26 protein-coding genes and 2 pseudogenes are annotated in these 25232 nt (G+C 61.7%); 23 read left to right on the top strand and 5 right to left on the bottom strand.

Translation table 11 applies throughout. The features are described 5' to 3' along the window. Positions 1-587 precede the first annotated feature (587 nt). From ACFPTO_RS12870 to ACFPTO_RS12920, 11 genes and pseudogenes are all read left to right on the top strand, one after another. The gene (locus ACFPTO_RS12870; RefSeq protein WP_377711732.1) at positions 588-1850 is read left to right on the top strand and encodes an ABC transporter substrate-binding protein; all 1263 of its coding nucleotides are present in this window, start codon (positions 588-590) and stop codon (positions 1848-1850) included. 130 nt (positions 1851-1980) lie between these two features. Next, positions 1981-2850: a branched-chain amino acid ABC transporter permease gene (locus ACFPTO_RS12875; protein ID WP_377711733.1), complete on the top strand. Its 870-nt coding sequence runs from the start codon at positions 1981-1983 to the stop codon at positions 2848-2850. Then, the gene (locus ACFPTO_RS12880; RefSeq protein WP_377711734.1) at positions 2847-3812 is read left to right on the top strand and encodes a branched-chain amino acid ABC transporter permease; all 966 of its coding nucleotides are present in this window, start codon (positions 2847-2849) and stop codon (positions 3810-3812) included. The genes ACFPTO_RS12875 and ACFPTO_RS12880 overlap by 4 nt, the downstream gene beginning before the upstream one ends. Beyond that, positions 3809-4558, top strand: a complete 750-nt coding sequence (locus ACFPTO_RS12885) for an ABC transporter ATP-binding protein (RefSeq protein ID WP_377711735.1) — start codon at positions 3809-3811, stop codon at positions 4556-4558. The genes ACFPTO_RS12880 and ACFPTO_RS12885 overlap by 4 nt, the downstream gene beginning before the upstream one ends. Continuing rightward, complete coding sequence (locus tag ACFPTO_RS12890; protein ID WP_377711736.1) at positions 4555-5265, top strand: ABC transporter ATP-binding protein; 711 nt, start codon at positions 4555-4557, stop codon at positions 5263-5265. The genes ACFPTO_RS12885 and ACFPTO_RS12890 overlap by 4 nt, the downstream gene beginning before the upstream one ends. Before the next feature lie 88 nt (positions 5266-5353). Beyond that, positions 5354-5587, top strand: a pseudogene (locus tag ACFPTO_RS12895) (IS6 family transposase); the annotation flags it as partial. Positions 5588-5783: 196 nt separating this feature from the next. Then, positions 5784-6146 (top strand): hypothetical protein, encoded by a 363-nt coding sequence (locus ACFPTO_RS12900; RefSeq protein WP_377711737.1) that lies wholly within the window; start codon positions 5784-5786, stop codon positions 6144-6146. Continuing rightward, positions 6125-6523 (top strand): tyrosine-type recombinase/integrase, encoded by a 399-nt coding sequence (locus tag ACFPTO_RS12905; RefSeq protein WP_377711738.1) that lies wholly within the window; start codon positions 6125-6127, stop codon positions 6521-6523. The genes ACFPTO_RS12900 and ACFPTO_RS12905 overlap by 22 nt, the downstream gene beginning before the upstream one ends. A gap of 123 nt (positions 6524-6646) precedes the next feature. Continuing rightward, the gene (locus ACFPTO_RS12910) at positions 6647-7468 is read left to right on the top strand and encodes a prohibitin family protein (RefSeq protein WP_377711739.1); all 822 of its coding nucleotides are present in this window, start codon (positions 6647-6649) and stop codon (positions 7466-7468) included. Between the two features lie 76 nt (positions 7469-7544). Beyond that, the gene (locus tag ACFPTO_RS12915; protein ID WP_377711740.1) at positions 7545-7826 is read left to right on the top strand and encodes a hypothetical protein; all 282 of its coding nucleotides are present in this window, start codon (positions 7545-7547) and stop codon (positions 7824-7826) included. Between the two features lie 22 nt (positions 7827-7848). Beyond that, on the top strand, positions 7849-8058 hold the full coding sequence (locus tag ACFPTO_RS12920; RefSeq protein WP_377711741.1) for a hypothetical protein: 210 nt from the start codon (positions 7849-7851) through the stop codon (positions 8056-8058). 294 nt (positions 8059-8352) lie between these two features. Here ACFPTO_RS12920 and ACFPTO_RS12925 read toward each other — a convergent pair whose 3' ends face one another. Beyond that, entirely contained in the window at positions 8353-8628 is a 276-nt protein-coding gene (locus tag ACFPTO_RS12925; protein WP_377711742.1) for a hypothetical protein, read from the bottom strand. 138 nt (positions 8629-8766) lie between these two features. On the opposite strand from ACFPTO_RS12925, the gene ACFPTO_RS12930 reads away from it, so the two are divergent. The 9 genes and pseudogenes from ACFPTO_RS12930 to ACFPTO_RS12970 all read left to right on the top strand — a co-directional run bounded on the left by ACFPTO_RS12930 (position 8767) and on the right by ACFPTO_RS12970 (position 17318). After that, positions 8767-9483, top strand: a complete 717-nt coding sequence (locus tag ACFPTO_RS12930; RefSeq protein WP_377711743.1) for an AIM24 family protein — start codon at positions 8767-8769, stop codon at positions 9481-9483. Between the two features lie 485 nt (positions 9484-9968). Beyond that, on the top strand, positions 9969-11783 hold the full coding sequence (locus ACFPTO_RS12935) for a chloride channel protein (protein WP_377711744.1): 1815 nt from the start codon (positions 9969-9971) through the stop codon (positions 11781-11783). Between the two features lie 47 nt (positions 11784-11830). Next, a complete protein-coding gene (locus tag ACFPTO_RS12940; protein ID WP_377711745.1) occupies positions 11831-12793 on the top strand; it encodes a class I SAM-dependent methyltransferase in 963 nt (320 codons plus the stop codon). Between the two features lie 398 nt (positions 12794-13191). Next, positions 13192-13338: pseudogene (locus ACFPTO_RS12945) on the top strand (IS6 family transposase); the annotation flags it as partial. Positions 13339-13571: 233 nt separating this feature from the next. Continuing rightward, positions 13572-13988 carry a DUF1924 domain-containing protein gene (locus tag ACFPTO_RS12950; RefSeq protein WP_377711746.1) on the top strand — a complete coding sequence of 139 codons (417 nt, stop codon included), beginning with the start codon at positions 13572-13574 and terminating at the stop codon, positions 13986-13988. Positions 13989-14035: 47 nt separating this feature from the next. Continuing rightward, entirely contained in the window at positions 14036-14524 is a 489-nt protein-coding gene (locus tag ACFPTO_RS12955; RefSeq protein ID WP_377711747.1) for a diheme cytochrome c, read from the top strand. Further along, the gene (locus ACFPTO_RS12960) at positions 14496-15230 is read left to right on the top strand and encodes a cytochrome b/b6 domain-containing protein (RefSeq protein WP_377711748.1); all 735 of its coding nucleotides are present in this window, start codon (positions 14496-14498) and stop codon (positions 15228-15230) included. The genes ACFPTO_RS12955 and ACFPTO_RS12960 overlap by 29 nt, the downstream gene beginning before the upstream one ends. Positions 15231-15255: 25 nt before the next feature. Continuing rightward, on the top strand, positions 15256-15930 hold the full coding sequence (locus ACFPTO_RS12965) for a response regulator (RefSeq protein ID WP_377712083.1): 675 nt from the start codon (positions 15256-15258) through the stop codon (positions 15928-15930). Continuing rightward, positions 15927-17318, top strand: a complete 1392-nt coding sequence (locus tag ACFPTO_RS12970) for an ATP-binding protein (protein WP_377711749.1) — start codon at positions 15927-15929, stop codon at positions 17316-17318. Before ACFPTO_RS12965 ends, ACFPTO_RS12970 begins: the two co-directional genes overlap by 4 nt. A gap of 53 nt (positions 17319-17371) precedes the next feature. Here the strand turns inward: ACFPTO_RS12970 and ACFPTO_RS12975 are convergent, their stop codons facing one another. Further along, positions 17372-18010 (bottom strand): TVP38/TMEM64 family protein, encoded by a 639-nt coding sequence (locus ACFPTO_RS12975; protein ID WP_377711750.1) that lies wholly within the window; start codon positions 18008-18010, stop codon positions 17372-17374. Between the two features lie 104 nt (positions 18011-18114). After that, on the bottom strand, positions 18115-19044 hold the full coding sequence (locus ACFPTO_RS12980) for a universal stress protein (RefSeq protein ID WP_377711751.1): 930 nt from the start codon (positions 19042-19044) through the stop codon (positions 18115-18117). 244 nt (positions 19045-19288) lie between these two features. Here ACFPTO_RS12980 and ACFPTO_RS12985 point away from each other — a divergent pair, with 244 nt between their 5' ends. After that, positions 19289-21577, top strand: coding sequence for a heavy metal translocating P-type ATPase (locus tag ACFPTO_RS12985; protein WP_377711752.1), 2289 nt, complete (start codon positions 19289-19291; stop codon positions 21575-21577). Between the two features lie 631 nt (positions 21578-22208). On the opposite strand, the gene pqqD is transcribed toward ACFPTO_RS12985, so the two are convergent. Continuing rightward, positions 22209-22499, bottom strand: a complete 291-nt coding sequence (gene pqqD, locus ACFPTO_RS12990) for a pyrroloquinoline quinone biosynthesis peptide chaperone PqqD (protein WP_377711753.1) — start codon at positions 22497-22499, stop codon at positions 22209-22211. A gap of 69 nt (positions 22500-22568) precedes the next feature. After that, complete coding sequence (gene pqqA / locus ACFPTO_RS12995; RefSeq protein WP_085228737.1) at positions 22569-22643, bottom strand: pyrroloquinoline quinone precursor peptide PqqA; 75 nt, start codon at positions 22641-22643, stop codon at positions 22569-22571. A 410-nt stretch (positions 22644-23053) separates the two neighbouring features. Between pqqA and ACFPTO_RS13000 the strand changes: the two genes are divergently transcribed. Beyond that, positions 23054-24472, top strand: a complete 1419-nt coding sequence (locus ACFPTO_RS13000) for a HAMP domain-containing sensor histidine kinase (RefSeq protein ID WP_377711754.1) — start codon at positions 23054-23056, stop codon at positions 24470-24472. Further along, positions 24469-25116 carry a response regulator gene (locus ACFPTO_RS13005; protein WP_377711755.1) on the top strand — a complete coding sequence of 216 codons (648 nt, stop codon included), beginning with the start codon at positions 24469-24471 and terminating at the stop codon, positions 25114-25116. The genes ACFPTO_RS13000 and ACFPTO_RS13005 overlap by 4 nt, the downstream gene beginning before the upstream one ends. Positions 25117-25232: the final 116 nt, after the last annotated feature.

Raw genomic sequence — 25232 nt, forward strand, 5'->3', positions numbered from 1 at the left:
GAGGCGAGAGTCTCACGTACGGTTCTGCGAGAGACTCGGGATGAAATTCCCCGGGTCTACTCACCATGGCGCGGTTTGGACTGCACTTTTTCGGGAGCCCCGGGCTGCGCCCCGTGCCTGAAATCCCGCCGAAAGGCGGACCCGGGGTCCCGCTTCAGCGGTATCCACCACGAACGCATTCCCGGGCCACCGGACACCCGGTCCGCGCGGTACGACAGCAAAAAGAAGGCCGTCACCGCAGTCATGCCAGGCCGGGGCCGGAGTCCTGGGTGTTACATGCGTAGCTGGGCGAACTGCTGCAAGCTGGAATGTTCAAATAATCGGCCTTGTACCCCGCGCGGCACACGTGAGCTGATCAGTCGTCGTGGCCTTCGGTCAACTCGTTCAGTGTGACGCAGGTGAGGTTTGAAGCCGCCAAAACAGCGGGGTATTGTGAATTCCATTCAATGCGTTCAAGATCGTATTGCGCGGAAGATCCTGGGTGTCGATCAAGAATTGAGGCGGTTGACCAATTCGACAGATCTGTATGGGCCGGAGTACGCGTTAAAGCGCTAGTTCCGGATCGACAAGCGGTGAGGGAGAACCCTATGAAAACACCGAGTCGCATTCCTGACTTGAATCGTCGTGCGGTACTCAACGCGGTTGCCGCCGCAACGGCCCTGCAACTCGCGCCTCCCTTCATCATCAAGGCGCGCGGCGAGGCCCCTCTGCGAATCGGCATGGTCGACCCGTTGACCGGCGTCTATGCTGCAGACGCACAAAACGAAGTGATTGGCGCGAGGCTTGCCGTTCAGCAGATCAACGCCCGGGGCGGCATCCTCGGGCGACCCGTCGAGCTGATGGTGGAAGACTCGGCGAACGACGTCGGAACCGGCGTGCAGAAGGCGCGCAAGCTGATCGATCGTGATCAGGTCACGTTCCTCATCGGCGACGTGAATTCTGCAATCGCTCAGGCCATTGCCCAAGTCAGCAACGAGAAGAAGGTGTTGCACATCGTCTCTGGCGGCCATACCGACACAATAACGGGCAGCGATTGCAAATGGAATGTTTATCGTGTTTGCAACACGACGAGCATGGAGGCCAACGCCGTCGCCAATCTGCTGTTTACCAAGTACGGGAAGAAGTGGCATTTCATCACGCCAGATTACGCGTTCGGCCACACTTTGCAGAAGGCCGCGGCGGCCGACCTGCAGAAGTTGGGCGGCACGATCACCGGAAACGAACTCACGCCGCTCGGCACGACTGACTTCTCCGCCTATCTGATCAAGGCGCGCGCTGCAAAGCCGGACGTTCTGCTGGTGCTGCCGCAAGGCTCCGATATGGTCAACTGTTTGAAACAGATCGCGCAGTTCGGTATCAGCAAGGATATTCACGTCGCGGGCCTGCAACAGGAGCTTGAATCGCTCGAGTCGATGCCGCCCGAAGCGCGCGTCGGCATCTGGATGATGGAGTGGTACTGGAAACAGCCAGGCGTGCCGGGCGTCGAGAAATTCGTCGCCGACATCCGCAAGGTGAACGCCGGCAAAGTACCCACTGCCCGTCACTGGTTCGGGTACACGTCGGTCCGCACGTTGGCCGCCATCGCCAACAAGGAACAAACCCTCGACTCCAGAAAGCTTGCCGAGGCGCTCGGCGGATTCGAACTGTCAGATGACATCAAGCTGCAGCCCAACAGGGTCTACTACCGCAAGGGGGACCACCAGTTGATGACGTCTGCGTTCGTTGGCGAAGCGCTATCCAGGCCGGGCAGCGATCCTGAAGACCTCTTCCGTGTCGAACGCGTGGTCGCCGGCGACGAGACTGCGCTGCCCGAGAGCGAGACCGGTTGCAAGCTGCAGTGGCCGGCGTGATTCCGGAAAGCTTGCCCGGACTGTACTGTCGGGTGGCGTTCCGTAGGCGAACGTGCGTGGCGAAGCGAACGGCGCAAGCGCACCGGGAGAGGGCCGTACTCGGCATGCACGATAACAAGAACGGTGGGCCATGACCCAGCTTCTCCTGTTCAACGTCACCAACGGGCTGATCATTGGCGCGTTCTATGTGCTGATGGCACTCGGGTTATCGCTCATCCTTAACTTGAGCAATGTGATCAACTTCGCCCATGGCGGCTTCCTCGTTGCCGGCGGCTACGTCGCATACACCATCACACCATACGTGGGCTTCTGGGGCGCGCTGCTGATCGCGCCGCCGTGTATCGCCCTGATAGGCCTCGCCATCGAGCGGGTGCTGATCCGGCGAGTCTACGGGCGCGATCCGCTTTACAGCCTGCTGCTGACGTTCGGCCTCGCTTTCATCTTCGAGGACGGCACCCGCTTCATATGGGGTGCCCAAGGCAAACCCGTAACAGTTCCGGCCGTGCTGGCGCAGCCTTTGAGCGATACGTTCTTTTTCGTCACGGGCTACCGTCTGTTCATGGTCGCCACTGTAGCGGTGGCAGTGGCGCTGCTCTTCATTCTGCTGCGCTATAGCAGGCTTGGCATCCGTATTCGCGCAGGCACCCTCGACCTTGAAACCGTCGCCGCGCTCGGCATCAATGTGGGCAGGTTGCGCTCGCTTAATTTCGCGGTCGGGGCGTTTCTTGCCGGTCTGAGCGGCGTGCTCGCAGCCGGCCAACTCGGGCTGGAGCCAACCATGGGAACTGGATTACTGATGCCGAGCTTCATCGCCATCATTGTCGGTGGGGTCGGCAGTCTCACTGGCACGCTGCTAGGTGGATTGCTGATCGGGGTCGCGTCGGGCGTCACGGCTGTGTTCCTGCCCGCTGCGAGCGAGGCGGTCATATACGTGATGATGGCGGTGGTGCTGCTGCTGCGCCCGCGTGGTCTGCTTGGCGAAGAGGGGATGCTGGAATGAGCGAACGGCCACGGTCTCGCCAGCGTCGGCTGCTGAAGCTCGCAGCAATCTGGGCGGTGTTGCTGCTCGCCCCCTGGTGGATGCCACCGCTCGGCGGCTACACCGCGCTGGGCACGCGCGTGCTGGTGCTGGGCCTCGCTGCGATGTCGTTGAACTTTCTGCTTGGCTTTACCGGCGTACTCTCCTTCGGTCACGCGGCCTTTTTCGGCCTTGGTGCCTACGGCGCGGGCCTCGCGTTGAAGCTCGTTGCGCCGAGCACGCCGCTTGCGCTGCTATGCGGCACTTTGCTCGGTGGAATCGCCGGCGCGCTGCTGGGTGCGCTCTGCGCGCGGCGGCGTGGCGTGTACTTCGCCATGGTCACCATCGCGTTCGGACAAGTCTTCTACTACATCGCTTTTCAATGGAGCTCATTGACTGGAGGCGACGATGGATTGCGCGGGTTTTCACGTGTCCCCCTCCATCTTGGTGTTGTGACGATCGACATCCTCTCGAACTCCAACGCGTTCTACTACTTCGTGCTTTTTTGCACGGCGCTGGCGGTCGGATTGATGGGGTTCATTCTGTGCGCGCCCTTCGGGCGCACGATGATCGCGATCCGGGAGAACGAGCAGCGGGCCCGCTTTCTCGGCATTCCCGTCGATCGCCACATCTGGATCGCATTTACGCTGTCGTGCTTCTTCATGGGATTCGCTGGCGCGCTTTACGCGCTCCTGAACAACTTCGCCGATCCGCGCGGGTTGCATTTCAGCCAGTCCGGCGATTTCGTGATGATGGCCGTGATGGGCGGCATGCGCAACTTTTGGGGACCGCTCCTCGGTGCTGCGGTGTTCGTCGTGCTGCAGGACTATCTGTCGAGCATCACCGTGAACTGGATGTCCTTCATTGGCATGCTGTTTGTCGCGATCGTGCTGTTTTTCCCGTGTGGCCTGCTTGGCTTCATCAGGCGCGAGGGTGAATCATGAGCGTTCTTGAAGTCAGGCTCGTCAGCAAGCGCTTCGGCAACCTCGTTGCGGTGCGGGACGTATCGCTTGCTGTCGAGAAAGGGGAGTTGCGCGCAATCATCGGGCCGAACGGGGCTGGCAAAACCACATTCTTCAATCTGATCAGCGGTTTTTTCCCGCCGAGCGCGGGAGCAATCATCTTCGATGGACGCGACATCACGGACCTTCCGGCACATCGGCGCGTCGCGGCGGGTATCGCACGCACATTCCAGATCACCGAGATCTTTCCCGAACTCACGGTGTTCGAGAGCGTGCGCATCAGCACCGAGGTGGCGGCTGGTCTTCGCCTGCGCCCATGGATCAGCCGGGCAGAGAGGACGCAGGTGCGCGAGCGCGTCGAAGAGGCGCTCGACGTAACCGGCCTCGGCACCAAAGGTGACCGGCTCGTCGGCGAACTTCCGCATGGCGATCAGCGCGTTGCCGAAATCGCCATGGCGCTGGCCCTTCATCCGCGCGTGCTTCTGCTCGACGAACCGACCGCGGGCATGGGCGACCAGGAGACTCACGAGATTACGAAACTCATCCGCCGCTTATACCGCGGTGGTGACGTAACTATCGTCTTGATAGAGCACGACATGCGCGTTGTGTTCAATCTTGCTGATCGAATCACGGTGCTCGACCGCGGCAGTCTGCTCGCCGAGGGCGCGCCGCAACAGATTGCGACGAACGAGTCCGTGCAGGCCGCTTACCTGGGTGACTCCACATGAGCGCAGTACTCGTCGCCGAAGGCCTTCATACCTACTACGGGAAGAGCCATATCCTGCATGACGTGAGCCTTGCAGTCGAGGAGGGCAAGATCACGGCTTTGCTTGGTCGCAACGGCGCAGGCAAGACTACGACTCTGCGAACGCTGATGGGCCTGACACCCGCGCGCCGTGGACGCGTGACGATCTTCGGCGCGGATACCTCGCGCTGGCCGACCTTCCGGATCGCCGCCAGTGGCGTCGGCTATGTGCCGGAGGGGCGGAGAATCTTCGCCAATCTCACTGTCGAGGAAAACCTGAGGGTTCCGCTCGTGCGCAGCGGACCGTGGACGATTTCACGTATCTACGAGTTATTTCCTCGCCTCGCCGAGCGCAGGGAGAGCCGCGGGCGGCAGTTGTCCGGAGGCGAGCAGGAAATGCTGTCAATTGCCCGGGCGCTGCTGCTCAATCCTCGGTTGCTAATTCTCGATGAACCGTCACAAGGTTTGGCCCCGCTGATCGTGCGCGAGGTGTCTCGCGTCATATCGCAGATGTGCGATAAGGGGATTTCGGTGCTGCTGGTGGAGCAGAACGCGCGCATGGGTCTCAAGATTAGCGACTACGTTTATGTGCTGGACGATGGCGGCATCGTCCATTCCGGCAAGTCGCGAGATCTCGCCGCCGACGAGAATCGGGTGCGCGCGCTGACTGGTGTAAGTGCGCACGAGTAGACGCATCGAAGGATGCGCGACTTCATCGGCTGCGCGACGGCTTCGAACGGCATTGTCAAATTGCGGGCGATGCCGGATAGAACTCGCGATGAAGAAGAACTCGCCGTTTCGCGGCTTCCGTTTTCCGCCGGCCATCATCAGTTGCGCGGTACGGAGGTCCCACCGTTTCAATCTGAGCCTGCGCGATATCGAGGAACTGCTGCTCGAGCGCGGTGTAACGGCTACGTACGAATCGGTGCGTAACTGGTGCGACCGGTTCGGCGCACAGTTTGCTCGTCGTGCAAAAGCCGCGCGCCACCGTGCACATCTCACCGCGCAGCTTGCAATGTGGCAGCAATGGACTTCCGCTGACGCTGCATTTTAATAAGAATTCCAACCCATTTAAAGCAGACCTCGCTCGCGTCGCTCAACTTGACAAGGCCTGCCCCGCCTGTCACAGCACCCGTGCTGCCGGATGACTGCTATGACGCGAAACGGCAGGTGCACGCGGTGCAGATTTTTCCGATAAAAAGTTCGATTTGCTGCGCCTGCTGGTTGTGTTTGCAAGCAGGCAGGACCATACTTTCTCGCAATGCATTCAATATAGAGGGCATTACAGGATGCCAAGGCCGCCGGTCATCAAGGCACACGAAATTCGCCATGCACTCAAGGTCGCGGCGGTGACTGGGCAGAACGCGCTCCGCGATGTAGCGCTGCTGACGGTGTTCTACGGTACCGGACTCACGGCCAATGAAGTGGCCAGGTTGCAGGTGTCCGATTACCTCTCCAAGAGTGGAAAGATTCGTGTCGATTCGGCGGTGCGGCCAGAAATTGCATTTAACGGCAAGACCCGGCCGCTTGTATCGGCCAACACCAGGACGTGCGCGGCGATCGATGCTTAATCGCATATCGCGTAAACGCCCGCCAAGGGATTACTAACCACAGGGCGGTCTTCAGGGGCCTCGACGGGAACGGCTCGTTGTTCCTGACGAGTGACGGCGAGTCGTTTGCGTTCGCGAGGCGCGTCACGGGGACCGGGACGATCAGCTATTCGTGTGAGACGTTGACTGAAATCGTTCGGCGTCTGCATCAACAGGCAGGGATCGAGAATGGGAATGCGAGCGCCGCACGCCGAACTTTTGCTGTTCGGCTTTATCGTGACGGCCGATCGGTAAAGCTGATTCAGGAGCTGATTGGAGTTTCCAGCCTGTCTGCCGTTAAAAGATTGACAGACAGTGATCCGGTTCGACTGGCGTCCATCGTTAGCGGGGTGATCTAGTGCCACTTTGCGGGGGATAGCGCTGGCCAGTTTGCCCAGAAGCACCGGTCATCGGCGTGCGCGTCATAGAACGTTTCTGGTGCTGTACATCGTTTCCGATACTGAAAAATAGAGATAACAACAATGAGCGTACAAGTGAATATGCCAACCAAGCCTCGCGCCGTCGGCCTCGCAGTGATCGCCTTTCTCGGTTTCGCGCTAATTATCAGTGGTTTCGTGACCGTCGGCCCTGGGCAACGTGGAGTGCTTATGACATGGGGTGCGGTCGAACCGGGTGTACTTGACCCGGGCCTGCATTTGAAGGTCCCATTCGCGCAGTCCGTCGCTAAAATGGACGTTCAGGTGCAAAACTCGCAAGATGCCGAAACGGCGGCGAGCCTTGATTTGCAGGATGTGACGACCACGGTGGCGACGAACTGGCACATTCTGCCTGCCGACGCGGAGTGGGTCTATCAGCACATTGGCAATGAATCCGCTCTGGTTGCCAAGATCATTAGGCCGGCGATCAGTAATTCGGTGAAAGCGGTGACCGCCCACTACAACGCTGAAGATCTGATTACCCACCGAGATCAGGTACGTGGTCAAATCGAGGCGCAAATTACCACCGAACTCAAACCTTATCGGCTGGTGGTCGATTCTGTAAACATCACTGACTTTCACTTCAGTCCACAATTTGTGCAAGCGATTGAGCAAAAGCAGGTAGCCCAGCAGCGAACACAACAGGCGCAATACGAGTTGCAGAAAGCCAGGGTCCTTGCTGATCAGAAAATCGTCGAGGCACACGCTCAGGCTGAAGCGCAAAAGTTACTCCAGCAGACGATAACACCTGAGATCATTCAGCAGCAGGCAGTGGCCAAGTGGGATGGCCATTTGCCGGAAGTGCTGGGGAGTAGCGGAGTCTTGCCCATGCTTGGCAATCTTGGGATAGGTAAGGCAGATCGATAGGAAAATACGCAAATGTCGCGCAGATTCGGTCGCGCCTTCGTCGGACCTTCAAGTTGTAAATACACGGGAAAATATCGTGAGTGAACTCGACCTGCAGACGGATCTTTCGACGCTGCCCGGCGTGTCGGACGTGTACCGCGATCCCGAACGTAGGCGCCTCCTCGTGGGCTTCGTTGACGGGTCGACTGCAACGATTGATCGCGATCCCCTGGACCTGTTTGCTCGACGGGATTCGTACATCATGGGTCTGTTCGGTCAGCCGCAAGGCAGACCCGATGTGAATTTCGTTGGTCGCCCGCGGGCCAAGGTGATCGAGCACATTGCCGATCCGGCCGCGCGTGCGGCGACGTTGGCCTAACACGGAAAATCTGGAGATACTGATGGCGACAACCATGTACTTCGAAGAGACGATACGCGATCAAGGCGGCAAAGCGGCGCTTGATCTTGAGGTAGGTCGTTCGTCGTTCTATCCGGAGGACAGCATTTACCTGACCGTCGATGGTAAAACCGTAATCATGGATCGCGCCACTGCCAAGCGCTTTGTCGATGCTGTCGTCGCCGTCGGGCAATACCACTGCATGATCGACTAGGCGAACCACGGGAAAATGGCGCTTTGTCCTGCAAGCTGTATGCCGCTCTTTCCACGCGGTACGTATCTGCTCTTAGACGTAGCCGGGTTCACGCAATGGAAGCAATGCAGCGGCTGCGGACGGCTGGTCAAACCGTGTTGGTTGAATGGGAAGGCCGGGGTGCCACGTTATTTCATTGCGCGCCACGACGCATAGGGAAATCGAACTCATGACATACGTTATCAAATACACGCAAGGCTCCGGGCCGACCGAGCGATGGTTCCGCAACTGCGCTTCTGAAGCAGAAGCGCGCGCTCAGTTTTGGAGCCAGCCACAGGTCAAGAACAACCCAAAGACAGAGATCGTGACTGTCAGGGAGTTGCCCTGAAAATCGAGAGCAAAATAAATTTGCTTCAGCCAAACCAGCAGTGGATCGAACAGGCTCAGGCCGCGACCCGAAAGACCAATCCAACCGCCGCAGAGGTAGTGGCAGCCACGCGTAGTTTCGCTGTGCTGGGGCGTGAAGGCCTGTTTAACGCGCGCCTCTGTTACAGTGAATCGACCGATCCACGACGCCATCAAGGAAGTCACTGATCGCGCGGGCGTTCAGTGCGCGAGTGTATTTTCGGGAAACTGGCGTACAGCTATCTCGGGCCTCAGCAAAGCTGAGGAAGCGCATTTCAAGTTGCTGGTCTGCGATCACTGCACGGTTAATTAGCCGAGGAATTTATGGAAACGAGAACGATGAACGGTTTGCCGAAGCTCAAGCCGACCGGCGCTACGGACGAAACGTACGGCGGCGTCACGTATCACATTGGCGGCGAGCTTGTGCCCGTCCTTTCGGTCGACGTGTCACGTCAGTCCGTCTATTTCGAACACCATATCCTGCTCTGGAAGAACTCGAACGTAAAGATTGGCCTCCGCTCCATGAAAGGGGCTTTGAAGCGGATGATGGCGGGTATGCAAATTTTCGTAACCGAGGCGAGCGGCAATGGCGTCATTGCCTTCAGCCGCGACGGGGCAGGGCATATCGTCCCGATCCATCTTGCGCGAGGCGAAGAGTTGCATGTACGCGAGCATCAATTCCTCGCAGCGACAGCTAGCGTCGATTACTCGTTCGAGCGGGTGCGCGGCATCAGCAACATGCTCTTCGGGCAGAGCGGATTCTTCATCGACAAATTCCGCGGTGAGACGGGTGACGGGGTGCTCTGGCTGCACGGCTACGGGAATGTGTTCGAGAAAGAGCTCGCGGAAGGCGAGACCATCGATATCGAGCCGGGCGGTTGGCTCTATAAGACGCCTGCCGTCAAGATGGAAACCGTCGTCGACAGGCTCTCCAGCGGGCTCTTTGGCGCGGGCATGAACTTCATCGTCAACCGGTTTACCGGGCCCGGTCGTGTCGGTATCCAGTCGATGTACGTCAACTACGACAGCAGTGACAAGTAAGCTGCAAGTGGCGGGACTTGGTGCCCCAGGCCATCGTTCGACATCGGAATATCCCAATAAGCGATGGATACGAGCCAAACGCCGATGAGATTCGTCAATCGAGTGATGATGCTGACCCTGTTCGCGGGCAGTGCATTCATGCTGCGAGAGACCATGCGGCATTTCCGTAGGACGCGATAAATTTGTCACTACCCGTTCCCAGTAACCACGAGCCAAAGCACGACCCGGGTGACAGTTTTATTTACCTTTGAATCGCAATAAAAGCGTCAATTCGCACAAGTCCGTATTAAATTCGTCACTTCACCTCCTGGACTTCGAATCCCGTCCGTAAGGTTTTGATCTTATGGAACATTCCCTGAAAATCCCGGAGCCGGGTGCGCTCGCTCGGCTTCGTTGCGCTCTTTCCCGTGAACTCACCCATTGCATCATGATGTGATATAAAGTGCGGAAGGGCGCCATCGTCTTCTCGCCCGGCAAGAGGAATCATGAGCGATCACAAGGGCGATTTCGCTACCGATGTCCGGCTACTGCGCATTAGCGCCATCGCGGCCGCTGGCGGCGCGCTCAGCACCGTTGCGGCCGACTTCCTCCTGCACCTCATCCGCTTCTTCACGAACCTCTTTTTCTTCCAGACGCTATCCACGGCGAATCGTTCTCCTGCGGAGAACGCGCTTGGCGTATTCGTCGTCGCGGCTCCCGTGATAGGTGGTCTGCTCGTGGGGTTGATCGCCCGGTTCGGCTCGGAACAGATTCGCGGCCACGGCATACCCGAAGCCATCGAGGCCATTCTGTTCGGCAAGAGCCGGATGTCGCCGAAGGTTGCCGTGCTCAAGCCGCTTGCTTCCGCTATCGCGATTGGCAGCGGCGGCCCGTTTGGAGCGGAAGGCCCGATCATCATGACGGGCGGTGCGATCGGCTCGCTCATCGCGCAGTTCTTTCATCTCTCGGGTGCGGAACGCAAGGCGCTGCTGGTGGCGGGCGCGGTAGCGGGCATGACCGCCGTGTTCGGCACGCCGGTCGCCGCGGTGCTGCTCGCCATCGAGCTGCTGCTGTTCGAATTGCGGCCGCGCAGCCTGTTGCCGGTCGCCATTGCCTGTGCCGTGGCAGGGTTCACGCGTCCGCTGCTACTGGGCAGTGGCCCGTTATTTCCGCTGCAAACCATGCCGCTCGGGACGGTCGGCATCGTGTCGTCGTGCATCGCGGGGTTGATCGCGGGTGCGTTGTCGTGGGGCCTCTCCACATGGCTCTACAAGGTCGAAGACCTGTTCGGCAAGCTGCCGGTTCACTGGATGTGGTGGCCCGCGCTGGGCGCTATCGCGGTGGGCATAGGCGGGTATTTTCAGCCGCGCACGCTTGGCGTCGGCTACGACGTGATCGGCGACCTCCTGCACGATCACCTCGCCATGCAGGCCGTTATCGGCATCGTCGTCGTCAAGGCCATCATCTGGGTGATTGCGCTGGCTTCGGGCACCTCGGGCGGCGTGCTGGCGCCGTTGCTGATGATGGGCGCCGGCGTGGGTGCGCTCGTCGGCCCGTACATGCCAGGCAGCGAGCCCGCGGTGTGGCCGCTCATCTTCATGGCGGCCGCGCTGGGCGGCATGATGCGCGCGCCGATCATGGCCGCAGTGTTCGCGTTCGAATTGACGGGCGACGTCAACGCCTTGCTTCCGTTGCTGGCCTCGGCTGCGGTCGCGTACGGCTTTACGGTGCTGCTCATGCGCCGCTCGATCCTGACCGAGAAAATTGCCCGCCACGGCTATCACATCTACCGCGAATACAGTATCGACCCGCTCGAGCGTCACTACGTCGAAGAGGTGATGACGAAAGGCGTTCAGACGATTGACGCACGCGTGACGGTGGGCGACGTGCTGCGCAGCCATTTCGGCGCGCAGCAGAAGTTCCGCGCGTTTCCGGTTGTCGCCGACGGCGTGCTCGTGGGCATGGTCGACCGGGCGTTGCTTGACAGCACGCCTTCGGGGAACGCCGATACGCCCGTCGGCGAGTTGTTCACGCAGGCGCGGCCCGAGATCGCACTGCCCGGCGAGACCTGCCGGAACGTAGCCGCGCGTCTTGCCATTACGGGCCTCGATCGCGTTCCCGTGGTCGACGACGAAAAGACCCGGCGCCTGCTCGGTATCGTTTCGCGGCACGACCTGGTCAAGCCGTCGTTGTCGGTGTTCACGGAGGAGCGCGAGCGCGAACAGTTCCGGCGCGTGTGGGTTCCGCGCAGTACGCGCTACGCCCCGACCGGCAAGCAGCCGGGCACGACTACGGACGAGCCCGCCGACACAAAGCGCTGAAGGAAGCGTTGAACAACGCGCGTATATGGCCCGCAACGGAGAGATAGATGCCTGAAAAGGACAAGGCGCAGGGAAAAGCGAAACGCGGTATCGGCTCTTTCCTGAAATCGGTTGCGGCGAACGTGCTTTCCGAGCGTGACACGCACCTGGGCGGCGTGCCGAACGAATACTACGCCATGTGGCTGGACCCCAGAATGGTCTATTCGTGCGCATGGTTCGAAAGCGGCGAAGAAGACCTCGCTACCGCGCAGCTCAGGAAAATCGACCACGTACTCGCGAAAATCGGACTCCAGCCTGGTGACCGCCTGCTCGATGTCGACTGCGGGTGGGGCGCGCTGGTCATTCGGGCTGCTGAAAAATTCGGCGCGCGTTGCGTGGGCATTACGATGTCGAAGAATCAGCTCGAATGGGCCAACGAGTGCGTGACGGCGGCGGGCCTTGCCGACCGTGTCGAAATCCGCTTGCAGACCTATGCCGATGTCGAAGGCCGTTTCGACCGGATCACGAGTCTCGGTATGTTCGAATGCGACGGTCGCAACGATCTGCAGGACTACGCCACGGTATTGCAGCAGCACCTTGCGGCGGACGGCGTGCTAGTGACGCACGGGATCGTGTCCACGGCACCGGGCGGCATCGACTCGCGCTTCGGGCTGGACAATGGTGGGTACCTGGCGCGTTATCTCTTTCCCGACGACGACCTTCCGGACCTCGGCTACGCATTGACCGCCATGCGTGAAGGCGGGATCGAAGTGTCGAACATCCAGAACCTGCGGCGGCATTGCGTGAGGACGCTGCACTTGTGGGAGGCGAACTTCCGCACGAAGGAACTCGCATTGCGGAAACTCGTGAACGATCGCAAGTATCAAACCTGGTGCAAATATCTGCGCGACTGGGCTACTGCGTTCGAGCGCGACGAGGTGTCGATCTACGAGATCGTCGGGCGCAAAGTGGGCACACGCGCGAGCGCGCTGCCCTGGCCCGGCGTGGGCAGTGTTCTGTCCGAGGAATAACTTTGCATACAAGCCCGATTTTCTCGATGATGGAATCGGCGATCGCCGTCCACATGAACGGGCGTAAACCGAAACGGTTATGTGCGCCTGTGGCGGGCTGTAGCGAATCGCATTGTCGATTTGCCTCGTCCAGTCAAAGGCTTCTGCTCGCGTAGAACGTTTATCGCCTGGCTCGGAAGCGGCACGATATGCACGCCCCTGGACTTCATTTTCTCTGCCCGGATCCGCCATTCCGCTCCGTCGAGCTCGATTTCCGCCCATTCAGCGTGACGCGGCTTACCACGCCGGACAAGAGTACGGGAGCCAATCGGGCGGCACATTGGACAACACGCGAAGCATGCAGGCCATCTATGGCTCGCAACAATACACCAACCTGCTCGGGGTCAGTGATCGCCGGAAAGCCGATGATGGGCTTCAAGGGCTTCCGGTGTGCGCGCATCATCCTGTCTGGCATCGAGGTGATGCATATGATTCGAAAAGGGCAGATGAAGGATGCCGGAGGCACCCAAACCGCTGCCGGGCAATTCCACTTGCGGGCCATATAAGCAGTCCGGTTTAAATAGAAACTCTCGCGCCCACCTTCTCTTATCGCAACACAACCTCAAGTTGACCGTGCCCCTTTCTCCGGCCCTGGACACACTGACCATCGCATGATTCAACAGAGTTGATTTAGATCAAAAAACAGAGCGCTGCTGTTGAGAATGGATTTGATGGCAGCGTTAAGACTCCGGTAAGGAAGCTGTCCGAACATGTAAAGCATCTGTTGGGAGGATTCGCGATGCTCACGTCCGGGCGCCTGTGCGCACTTCGTTCTCTGTACATCTGCGGCATTGTCGCTGCCGCCGGTGTTTCAACCGCGTTCGCGCAATCTCCTGCACAAATCCTGAACGGCTACGCCGCGCAGTCGGGAACTACACCTGTTCCGTCACGAGGCCAGCAGTTCTTCACAACGCGGCACGGCCATGAGTGGGCCTGTGCAACGTGCCACGGCGCGACGCCGACCGGCAGCGGACGACATGCGGCCACCGGCAAAGCGATTGCACCGCTTGCCCCGGCGTTTAATCCGGAACGCTTCACGGACACGGCGAAGACGGAAAAGTGGTTCCGCCGCAATTGCGGGGATGTGGTCGGGCGCGAGTGCACGGCGTCGGAGAAGGCAGACATCCTGAGCTGGCTGATGACGCTCAAGCCATAGCGCGCACAAGCGCGATCCATATCGATGACTTCGCTGGTGACAGACACATGAGAATCCGATTCGCTTCTGTTATTGCATACGCGTTCGCGACACTTGCCGCGACCGTGCTTTCAGGCCTTGCTTTCGCGGAGGAGGAGCAACTGCAGGCAAGATCCGTGACGCCCCTGCCGAAGTACCAGCAGGAGTGTGCCGCCTGCCACATCGCGTATCCGCCGGGTACGTTGCCCGCGGATTCGTGGCGGCGCATCCTGAACAATCTCGATCACCACTTCGGCACCAACGCGTCTCTGGACGCCGCTTCCGTGAAGCAGATCGAAAGCTGGCTCACAGCCCATGCCGCAAACGCGGGGCGGGCGACGAGCGCCCCGCCCGAGGATCGCATCACCCGCTCCACATGGTTCATGGCCGCGCACGACGAAGTTCCCGCGTCGACGTGGCGGCGTCCGGCAGTCAAGAGCGCATCGAACTGCGCCGCCTGTCACACGCGGGCAGATCAAGGAAATTTCGATGAACGATACATTCGCATCCCGCGCTGACAATAAAACGCGCGCGTCCGGCACGGCCCGGATTCTGGTATGGGACGCGCCCGTGCGCGTGTTCCATTGGCTGATGGTTGCCTCGTTCGCAGGCGCATGGCTGACGGCGGAAAGCGAGCGATGGCGCCTGCTGCACGCGACACTGGGCTACACGATGGTCGGGCTGGTGGCGTTTCGCATCGCCTGGGGACTGATGGGAACCCGATACGCCCGGTTCTCCGCCTTCGTGCGCTCGCCAGCCGCGGTCATCCGCTACATGGCGAGCCTCGTCAAGGGACGTCCGGAACGACACGTTGGCCACAATCCCGCAGGCGCTATCGCGATCATTGCTATGCTGCTTATGACATTGGCCGTCGGAGTGACCGGTTGGGCCGTCTATAACAGCACCGGTGGCGAATGGCTTGGCGAGCTGCATGAGGGCGTCGCCAACGCCATGCTCGCGCTCATCGCCATTCATGTCATCGCGGTGCTGGCGAGCAGCCTGCTGCACCGCGAAAACCTGATTGGCGCGATGGTAACGGGATACAAATCGGGCCACGCGGACGAGAGCATTCGAACCGCGCGCTGGGGGTTCGCTGCATTGGTAATGGCAGTTGTCATCGCCTGGTGGTGGACGCAATGGCAGGCGGCGCCAGTACCGGCGCCGGATCAGACCGCGGGAGCCGCTGCGCATCCGCGGACCGAAGGCGATGGCGACGCCGACTGAGCCCGATCGACAGGACATTTCACGCGTGCGCATTCTGCTTGTCGAAGACGAACCCCTGCTCGGCGACGGCATTCGTGCCGGGTTGCGGCAGCAGGGTTTTCAAGTCGACTGGGTTCGCGACGGCGAGGCCGCGCAGAGCGAGTTGTGCGCGCATCCTTATGCGGCCGCGGTCCTCGATCTCGGCTTGCCGCGCATGGACGGAATCGAGGTGCTGCGAAGCGTGCGCCGCGCCGGTGTGGAGCTTCCCATTCTGGTGCTCACGGCGCGCGATGCCGTGCCGGATCGCATTCGCGGACTCGATGTGGGGGCCGACGACTACGTAGTCAAACCGATCGATCTGCATGAACTCGGCGCCCGGCTGCGGGCACTGGTGCGCCGCGCGCATGGCCGGCCGCGCGAGCGGCTTCAGGCTCAGGATGTCGTACTGGAACCGGCATCGCGCACGGTGTACCGCGACGGCGTACCCGTGACGCTGTCCGCGCGCGAGTTCGATCTACTGCACGTGTTGATGCTGAATGCGGGGCGCGTACTTTCGCGTGAACAGATCGAGCAGCACTTGTATAGCTGGGGCCAGGAAGTGGAAAGCAATGCAGTCGAAGTACATGTGCACCGCCTCAGAAGCAAGCTCGGCAGCAACCTGATCCGGACCGTGCGCGGCGTAGGCTACGTGCTGATGCGCGAAACCACGGGCGAACCATGAAGCTGCCGCGCTCGCTGCAGGGACGTTTGCTGGTTCTCGTGACGGGAGTGGTAGCGGCCGTGTGGCTGGTTGCGAGCGCACTCACCTGGCAGGACGCGCGACGGGAAATCGATCGGCTACTCGATAGCCATCTCGCGCAGGCTGCAGCACTGCTGGTGATGCAGCAGGCCCAGGCGGCAGACGACGACGAAACCCTGGATGCGCCGATTCTGCATCCCTATGCGCCGAAGGTGGTATTTCAGGTTTTCCACGAAGGGCGGCTCGGAATGCATTCGGCCAATGCGCCCGCGCAACCCATGGTGCCTCCCCAGGAGAAGCGGGTGTCGGGATTCTGGACCGTCCAGATAGATGGCAATGCATGGCGGGTGTTTGCGACGCCTGGCGCGCAGCACGATGTTGAAGTCTACGTGGGCGAACGGATCGATTCACGCACTTCGATACTGATGGCGGTGATGCGCAGCGCCTTCTGGCCCATGGCCGGCGCGCTGCCGGTGCTCGCGCTCGTGACCTGGTGGGCTGTCCGGCGAGGCGCGGCGCCGCTACGGGACCTGGGGAGCATGCTGGCGCGGCGCGATCCGCGTGCACTGGATGCGGTCCAGATGAATCGCGCGCCGCAGGAAATGCAGCCGATGCTCGATGCGCTCAACCGTCTGTTCGATCGCATTCGGGCCGTACTCGACGCGGAGCGGCGGTTTACCGCGGACGCCGCGCATGAACTGCGCACGCCGATCGCCGCAATCAAGGCGCAGGCGCAGGTGGCGATGGCGGAAGATGATGCCGGGCTTCGCACGCACGCGCTCTCTGGCGTGCTTGAGGGCTGCGACCGTATGGTGCATCTCGTCGATCAGCTCTTGCTGCTGTCGCGGCTCGAAGCCGGTGCGCCGACCGGCGATAGCGCTGCGGTCGATCTTGGCGCCGTAGCGAAGCAGGTTGTCGCCGACATCGCCCCGCAGTCGATCGGCAAGTTGCAGCAGCTCGAACTCGTTGCGCCTGAACGCTGTGTCGTCGCAGGCAACAAGGTGCTGCTCGCGTCGCTCATTCGCAATCTGGTCGACAACGCTGTCCGCTATAGCCCGCCTCGGGCTCGAATCTCGGTGTCGGTGCGCCGTCGCGATGACCACGTCATGCTGGCCGTAGAAGATAGTGGACCGGGTCTGCCGGAAGATGACCTGCAACGGCTGGGAGACCGGTTCTTCCGCGCGCGGGGCAGCGGGCAAAGCGGGAGCGGGCTCGGATGGTCAATCGTACGGCGCATTGCGAGCGTGCATAGCGCCGCGATCCGCGTCGGCAGGTCCTCTGCACTGGGCGGCTTGCGTGTGGACGTTTCCTGGTTTGGCGCGAATACATTGGATGACGTGAAATCGAACCCACACAGCGTCCAGACCTGAATCGATTGCGCGATCGGTGTGGAGCACTGATTCAGCGTTTGAACGTTCCGGGCTCAAGACTTCGCAGGACCTTTGTCCCTGCTTTTCGACGGCTTGGTTTGCCCTCGCCATCTCAACTTGCGCTGCTCTAACAGCATTTTCCAGTCGAGTTTCATGAGCACGTACACAAACGCAAGCAGTGCCAGTTGCGAAAGCGCGAACCCAACTCCGAGATACTTTCCGTCAAACAGGGATTCCGGGTCGACGGCCGCGGATGCAAACCGTCCGAGTCGCGCCCAGATCACATAACTCACGGCGCGTCCGGCAAAAAACGCTGCGCCGATAAACCTGAGCGGCAAGCCCGATAGTCCGTAAGCGATGAACAGATAATTGGACGGAAACGGGCTGAGCGCATAGACAAGAAAGGCGCCGACCGTCTTCTTTTTGTGCGTTTCGAGCCACGCGCTGACCACGTCGATGTTCTGGCGATCCGCTTCGCGGATCCAGCGCCTTCTTACAAGTGAACGAGAGAAGGCGGCCAGCGCGAGCCGGCCGAGCGTCGCCGCGCTGGCCGCAACAAGCGCAAAGAGCAGCGTGCTGCCCTCCTGAACGTTGAAGCCAACCCACGACATCGCCATCCAGGTGGGTGGCGCAAACGCCGGCATGAGATTGATCAGCAATACAACGAGAAACAGGACCGCCAGGGTCTTCACGCCGATCCTCCATGAACGCACACGGCGCATGCTTTCGCCGGTACACTCGACGCGGCTCGCATGTGCGCGCTCCGTCGGCGAGGTGATATTTGTCTTGCCTGCGACTAACCGGCCGACGCCGGCACGAGTAGCAGCGGTACTGACGTCAATCTCACCTCGCGTTCCGCGACGCTGCCGAGCAGCCAGCGAGTCAGACCGCGTCGTCCATGCGTTCCCAGCACAACGAGCTGCGCCTTCCAGTGGCGCGCCTCACGGTCGATTGCGTGAGGCACGTCATCAAACGTATTCCTCGTCTTGATGATCGCCGTCTCCACCACCCATTTCGTCTGCTGGCCGTACGCGGCGAGTTCGTCGGCTGCCGCCTTGACGGCGATTTGCCCGCTCTCGCCCAGCAGGTCTTCGAGCTGTTTTTCGACAGGCCCCGTCCCCGATGCAAGAAGCCGGTCGACTACGTAGATGACGCGGCAGTCCGCCTGCGGCGCCACCAGCCGGGCACCGACACGCAAGGCGGCTACGGACGCGTCGCTACCGTCGGTCGCAAACAGAACCCGGGACGGGGGTTCGTCTGGGCCAGTCTCATGGTCTACCGGAACGATCAGCGTCGGCCAGTGGAGCAGCCGCGCAAGCGGTGCGGAAACCTCGCCTTCCACCCAGCGCAAAAGCGTCCGGTGATGGCGCGTTCCGAGGACAACCAGATCGGGTGACCATTGCGACAGCGCTTCGGCCAGCGCGTGGACAAGATCTCCGCCTTCCCGGCTCAGGTCGACGAGTTGCCCCTCGAGTTGCGCGCCGCAACCCTCCAGGGCGGTCTGGGCAGCCTGGATTGCCTCTGCGGCAACGTGCCTCAGCTCCTCGCGCGCGGCTTCGAGCTGCGACCCGGCCCACGTTCCGAGCGGCACAAGCGTGCGTGGATTCTCGGCGATCGATACGACGCGCACCGCAACGCCGGGACGCAGGAGCGGCCTCAGGTATCGGAGCGCCGCAGCCGAGGCCGGCGTGGAATCGACAGCGACCATGATTCTTGCGAAGGGCATGGAAGCATTCGTGGCAGATTTCTGCGTCATTTCGGACCTCACGATCGATGGCGGAAAATCATCTCCTACACTGCCCGGGTTGCGGCGCCGACGTATGATGCAGATCATCCAGCTTTGCGCGTGAACCATCAAGATGGGCTGTTGATGTCTGTCGCGGCAGAACCCGTTTCGCCAGCGCGCTCTGAAACAGCAGAAGATCTCCCCGTGCGGTATCCCCGTCGTCCGATTGAGGTATGTCCTGGCCATGCGCTACATCGTACGATCGCCGAATGTGCTGCTGCTTGCCGTTTGCGCGGTGACGCTCATCGCGGGACTTGTCTGCCGCATCGCCGGATCGGACGAGGCGGCACGCCTCCTCTGGCTCGTGGGCCCGTTGCCGGTTCTCGCAGCGCTTGGCGCCTCGATCGCCAGTGCGCTGCGTCGCCGCGAGGCTGGGGTCGACATTCTTGCCGCGCTGGCGATTGTTTTCGCGCTGCTTCTGGACGAACGGCTGACTGCGGCCGTCATCGCCTTGATGCTTGCGACCGGCCGGACCCTGGAAGATTACGCACGCGAACGGGCGCGGTCCGAGATGACCGCTCTGCTTAGCCACGCGCCGCGCGAGGCGATGCGGTTCGAGGCAGGCGAGTGGCGCACCACCGCACTCGACCGTATCGCGGCGGGCGATCGTCTGCTCGTGCGTCATGGCGACGTCCTGCCGGTCGATGGAACCCTGACTGGCCCCGCAGACCTCGATGAATCGACGCTAACGGGCGAATCACGCAGTTGCGCACGCACATCCGGCGAAGGTGTCCGAAGCGGCGCCGTGAACGTCGGCGCGCCGTTTGAGATGATTGCGTCCGCCACGGCTGCGGACAGCACGTTTTCCGCGATCGTGCGGATGGTCGAATCGGCCCAGCGAGGGCGTAGCCCCGCGACGCGACTCGCCGATCGCTATGCACTCGGATTTGTTGTGTGCACATTATTCGTTGCCGCCGGTGCATGGCTTGCAAGCGGCGAGGCGGTACGTGCACTCGCGGTGCTCGTCGTGGCCACGCCCTGTCCGCTGATTCTCGCCGTGCCGGTCGCAATTGTGTCAGGCATGTCCCGATGCGCGCGCCGCGGCGTGCTCGTCAAGGATGGCGGCGCGCTCGAACAACTCGCGATTGCTCGCACGCTGTTTTTCGACAAGACGGGAACGCTGACCGCCGGGCACGCACGCCTTGTCGCGATTCAGACCGGCCCCGCGGACAGCCCGCAGCGCGTGTTGCGCATTGCCGCGTCGCTCGCGCAGGCCTCGGCTCACGTCATGTCCGAGGCCGTCACGTCGGAGGCGCGTGCGCGCCAGCTCGCACTGTCTGCTCCACAAGGTGTGCGTGAAGCTCCCGGCGCAGGAGTCGCCGGAAACGTCGACGGACACACGGTTGCAATCGGATCGTTTGAGTTCGTCTGCACGACGGCGCCCGCTGCCGCCTGGAGTGAGCGGCTTCTTCGTCGCGTTGCCTACGAAGGCGCGTCTGTGGTCTTCGTCAGCGAGGACGGGGTCATGACGGGCGCGATTCAGATGGCGGACCGCATCCGTACCGACACGCCGCGCGCACTCAGGCTGCTGCGACGCGAAGGCGTTGATCGGATCGTGATGCTGACGGGAGATCGGGCCGATGTGGCGGACACTGTCGGCACCATACTTCAGGTCGATGCAGTGCGCGCCGGTCAGACGCCTGCGGACAAACTCGCTGCAATCGACGAAGCGAGACAAAACGGCCCCGTCATGATGGTCGGCGACGGTGTGAATGACGCGCCCGCACTCGCGACTGCCGACGTCGGCATTGCGATGGGAGCGAGGGGCGCTGCCGCGTCGTCCGAGGCAGCCGATGTGATCCTGCTGGTCGACCGGCTCGACAGGCTGGTCGACGCACGGCGCGTGGCACAGCGTACGCGCCGCATTGCGATCCAAAGCGTGTACGTCGGCATGGGACTCTCTCTGGTTGCAATGGGTTTCGCAGCGATCGGGATCCTTTCCCCGCTGGCCGGTGCGGTGCTCCAGGAATTTATCGACGTTGCCGCCATCGCGAACGCACTGCGTGCATTGCGTGCCCCGGCAGGACTGGGGGGCGTCATGCCGACCGGCTCCGCCGCTCAGCTCCAGCAGGCGCATACGCAACTTGAACCGGTGATCGAGCAGATCCGGCAGCTTGCTGATGAGCTGCCGGATCTGCCCGCGACAGCGGTTAAAGGCCGGCTTTCCGATCTGGGGGTGCTGCTGAAACAGCAACTCATTCCCCACGAAGCTCACGACGATACGCAGGTCTACCCTCGACTTGCGCCGCTGCTGGGCGGGGACGACCCACTCGCGTCGATGAGCGCCATGCACCGCGAAATCTTTCACGTTACCCAGACACTGAACCGGATGGCGAACGACATGCCCACCGACGGTCCCGACTCCGACTGGCTGCGTGAAATCCAGCGCCTGCTTTACGGTCTTTACGCGGTCGTCCGTTTGCACTGCGCCCAGGAGGACGAGCTTTTTCACGCGCTCGGCGATAGCACATGACCTTGCCTGATTTGCGAACTGCTTCGACCATGCAACCGAACCGTCTCCAGCTACATGGCGTAGCGTCCAAAATCAACGCCGTGGTGCAAGGAGATGTGAATCGCAGCAGCAGTCAGGAATTCCGAGAAACAGCCACATGCCTCCAAGGATCAGAATGACGGCGGCTGTGAACTTCGCGAAGCCGGTGCGATGAAGTACAAATCGCCATCCCCGTGAGTTGCTGTCATCGGTTTCGGACTTCATATGCCAAAACCGTCGCAACAACTTGCTGAGCAGCATGTCCAGTCGCTCTATCGCGTACCTTCGAATGGGCCCACGAGACTCTTCGATGCACATCCGCTGCCAATACAACACTGACGACGGTGCATGCCGGGTGGCCGAAGCAGATTGACCCAGCGCAGGGGAAGATTACCGGTTACTGCGTTATCCGCTCTGTGTGCGCACATCTGGCAACGCTACCGGCGACTGGCGAAGCATGCGTCCAGACTGTCGGTCGCCGTTGGCCGTTCGCGCTGGCTTGGTGCGGCTCCGATGCGCAGCGCCGTCTTCCTGGTCTGGACACGCAGGGCGGGGTTGAAAAACGGTGTTCAACAGCCAGACGACAGGTGGCTTCGCCCTCGAGGACTCCGCCTCAACACCTCAACCAGCCCCTTCCGCGCGCAGTATCAATAAACGACCGCGCCCCATCGGCAATCTGGCCTTCATCGGCGCCTGAATACGCTGCCTGAAGCTCCGCGACAATGTCCGAAACGCTGCGCTGTCCGTCGCAACGCTTCAAGATCTCACCAGCGCTCATGTTGAGCTTGATCAGCCCTTCCGGATAAAGGATGACGTAGGCATCCTGACTGGCTTCCCAGCGGAAAACGAAATGCGGTGCGAGGCGCGGGCAGGCCTCAAGGGAGACGGCGAATTCGGTGGTCATGGCGGGATGCGGCGCTGGCGCCGGGCGGTGGTCCGTACTGCTACTGCTGTGCGGCCGCCCGGCGTCGGCTTACCGGACGTAGACGTAAGCGGTAACCTCGAAGCCGAGGCGGATGTCACAAAAGGCCGGGTTTTCCCAAGTCATGTCAAGTCTCCATTCATCGAGTTATGCGATGGCATCCTGTCATCGCTGATCGATTATCGGCACGACGTTCACGCGAGCGCTAGCGATGTTTCACGAGAAACCCCTCATGAAAATCTGGACTCGTCGAGCATCGTCCCGTTTTGGAACAGTGCGCGCCGCGATGTGTCCCGTAACGGCGCATTGACGCGCGCGCATTTGTCTCGGTCGGCCGCGCGTGCGCCTCAACGCGGATATCCGCCTCCATTGATCGTTCCCCCACAGGCCGACGATTTCCGTTCCTCGCGCGGCGCACAGCCATGCACCTTGTTAAGGTGGTATCGAACTTGCATCTTTTCAGCCGGAGGCAGCAAGCGCTCGCCTTCTACAAAAGAGGGCATGAGGGGATGACAACACAATTACAACCAGTGAAGTTGAGTCTGTCCACGCGCATCGGACTCGTGCTGACGGCGCTTGCCGCAGTGCTCGTCGCGGCGCTGGGCGCGATCTGGGTGCAGCAAACGCGCGACTCGATCCACGAGGAAATCACGGCCGCCACGCGCGTCGCCGAGCAATGGCTCGATGTCTCCGCGCGTGAGCTGCAGGCGTATCCGTCGGATTCGAGCCGCGCGCGGCTGCTCGCGCACATCGTTGCGGTCGGCCGGATTCGCGCCAACGCGCTCGAAGTCATCGACGCGCACGGACAGCGGCGCTATCTGTCGCCGCCGCCGACGTACAAGGCCGGTCGTTGGGCGCCTGCCTGGTTCACCGCGCTCGTCGAGCCCCGGTTTGCGCCGTGGCGCGCGCAAGCGGGAGACCTTACGCTTGTCCTTTACCCGGATGCGTCGCGCTCCACGCTCGATGCCTGGGACAACCTGTGTGCCATGGCCGGCTGGGCCGCGCTTCTGCTCGCGGCGCTGTTTCTGGCCGCGCGCTTTGCGCTCAAGCGTGCGCTGTATCCGCTCGATCACGTGATGACGGCGCTCGACCGCACGGGCCAGGGCCACTTCGACACGCGCCTGCCCGTGTTTCCAATTCCCGAGCTGGGCCGCCTCGCGAGAGCGTTCAACGGCATGGCCGACCGGCTTGCGCAAGCAGTCGACGACAACATCCAGCTCGAAGCCGAGCGCGAATTGAGCGTCCGCCTGCAGGCGAGTCTCGAAGCCGAGCGGCGGCATATCGCGCGCGAGCTGCACGATGAACTGGCGCAAGGCATTACCGCTGTACGCGCGCTCGCCGGTGTTGTCGCTCAGCATGGCGAGACGATACCCGCGCTGCGCCGGCCGGCCGAAAGCATCATCGTGGTGACGGGCCAGATGCAGGACGGCGTGCGCTCGATTCTCCATCGTCTGCGTGAAAACCCCGACAACGAGCTGCTCTGCACCGACGAACCACTGCGCCGTCACGTCGACATCTGGCGGCAGAACTTTCCCGACATCGTTCTCAGCGCGACCTTCGCCATCGGACCCGAGCCGTCCGGCAAGGCGTCGATGCACACCTTCCTGCGCGTCGTCCAGGAAGGGCTGACGAACGTCGTCCGCCATGCCCGCGCGACGCGCGTGGAACTCGCATTGCGGCGCTCGCCGGATGGCAACTGGCTGGAGCTCACTCTTGCCGACAATGGCGTCGGCTACCCCGGGCGCTCGCCGGCCGCCGGTTGCGGACTGGGGATGGCCGGCATGCGCGAGCGTGTGCGCGCGCTCGGCGGCGAGTTCGCGTTCGAGGCCATTGCGGGCCGAGGCGCTCGCCTTGCCGTGCGGCTGCCCGCCTTTGCCACACCTGCCGCAGTTGCCGCTGACGCCGCTGACGCCGCTGCCGCTGCCGTGACGCCTTTGGAGGATCTGCGAGCATGAGCACACCGCTTGCCGGCTATCGAATCTTGCTTGCGGATGACCACGCGATGGTCCGCACCGGCTTTCGCTTATTGCTCGAAGGCGCCGGTGCAACGGTCGTGGCCGAAGCCGAGAGCGGCGAAGAGGCCTTGCGCTTCTACGCGGAATGCGCGCCTGACATCCTCGTCATGGACGTGTCGATGCCGGGCATCGGCGGACTTGCCGCGCTCGAACGGCTGCGCGCGCGCCATTCCGAGGCCCGCGTGCTGATACTGTCGGCCCACCAGGACGCGATGATCCCGATCCGCGCGTTGAAGGCCGGCGCCACGGGTTACCTGAGCAAGCGCTGTCTACCGCAAGCGTTGATTCAGGCCGTGCATCAGGTCGCGCAAGGCCAGCGTTATCTCGACCCCGAGCTTGCGCAGCAAGTGGCGCTCGCCCAGATCTCGGGTTCCGCAGATCCGGCGCAGGCGTTGACGGACAAGGAATTCACGATCTTCCTGCAATTGGCGCGCGGGCGCAGCGTCAACGAAGTGGCAAGAGACTTCCATTTGAGCGGCAGTACGGTCGGCACGCATCTTTATCACATCAAGCAAAAGCTCAACGCGGGCAACGCCGCCGAGCTTGCCGTCATCGCCATGCGCGCCGGCCTGCTCGAAGTGTGAAGGGCGGCCCGAACAGCGTGCTCTCATGAAATTCACGAGGCCGGTTTACTGGAAAGATTGAGTGCACGTTCCATCGGATTGCGTCGCCGCCGCCGGGAAGAACGGTCAAGAATGTC

Origin of the sequence: Paraburkholderia denitrificans, from assembly GCF_042655705.1 — a bacterium.
GTDB lineage: Bacteria > Pseudomonadota > Gammaproteobacteria > Burkholderiales > Burkholderiaceae > Paraburkholderia > Paraburkholderia denitrificans.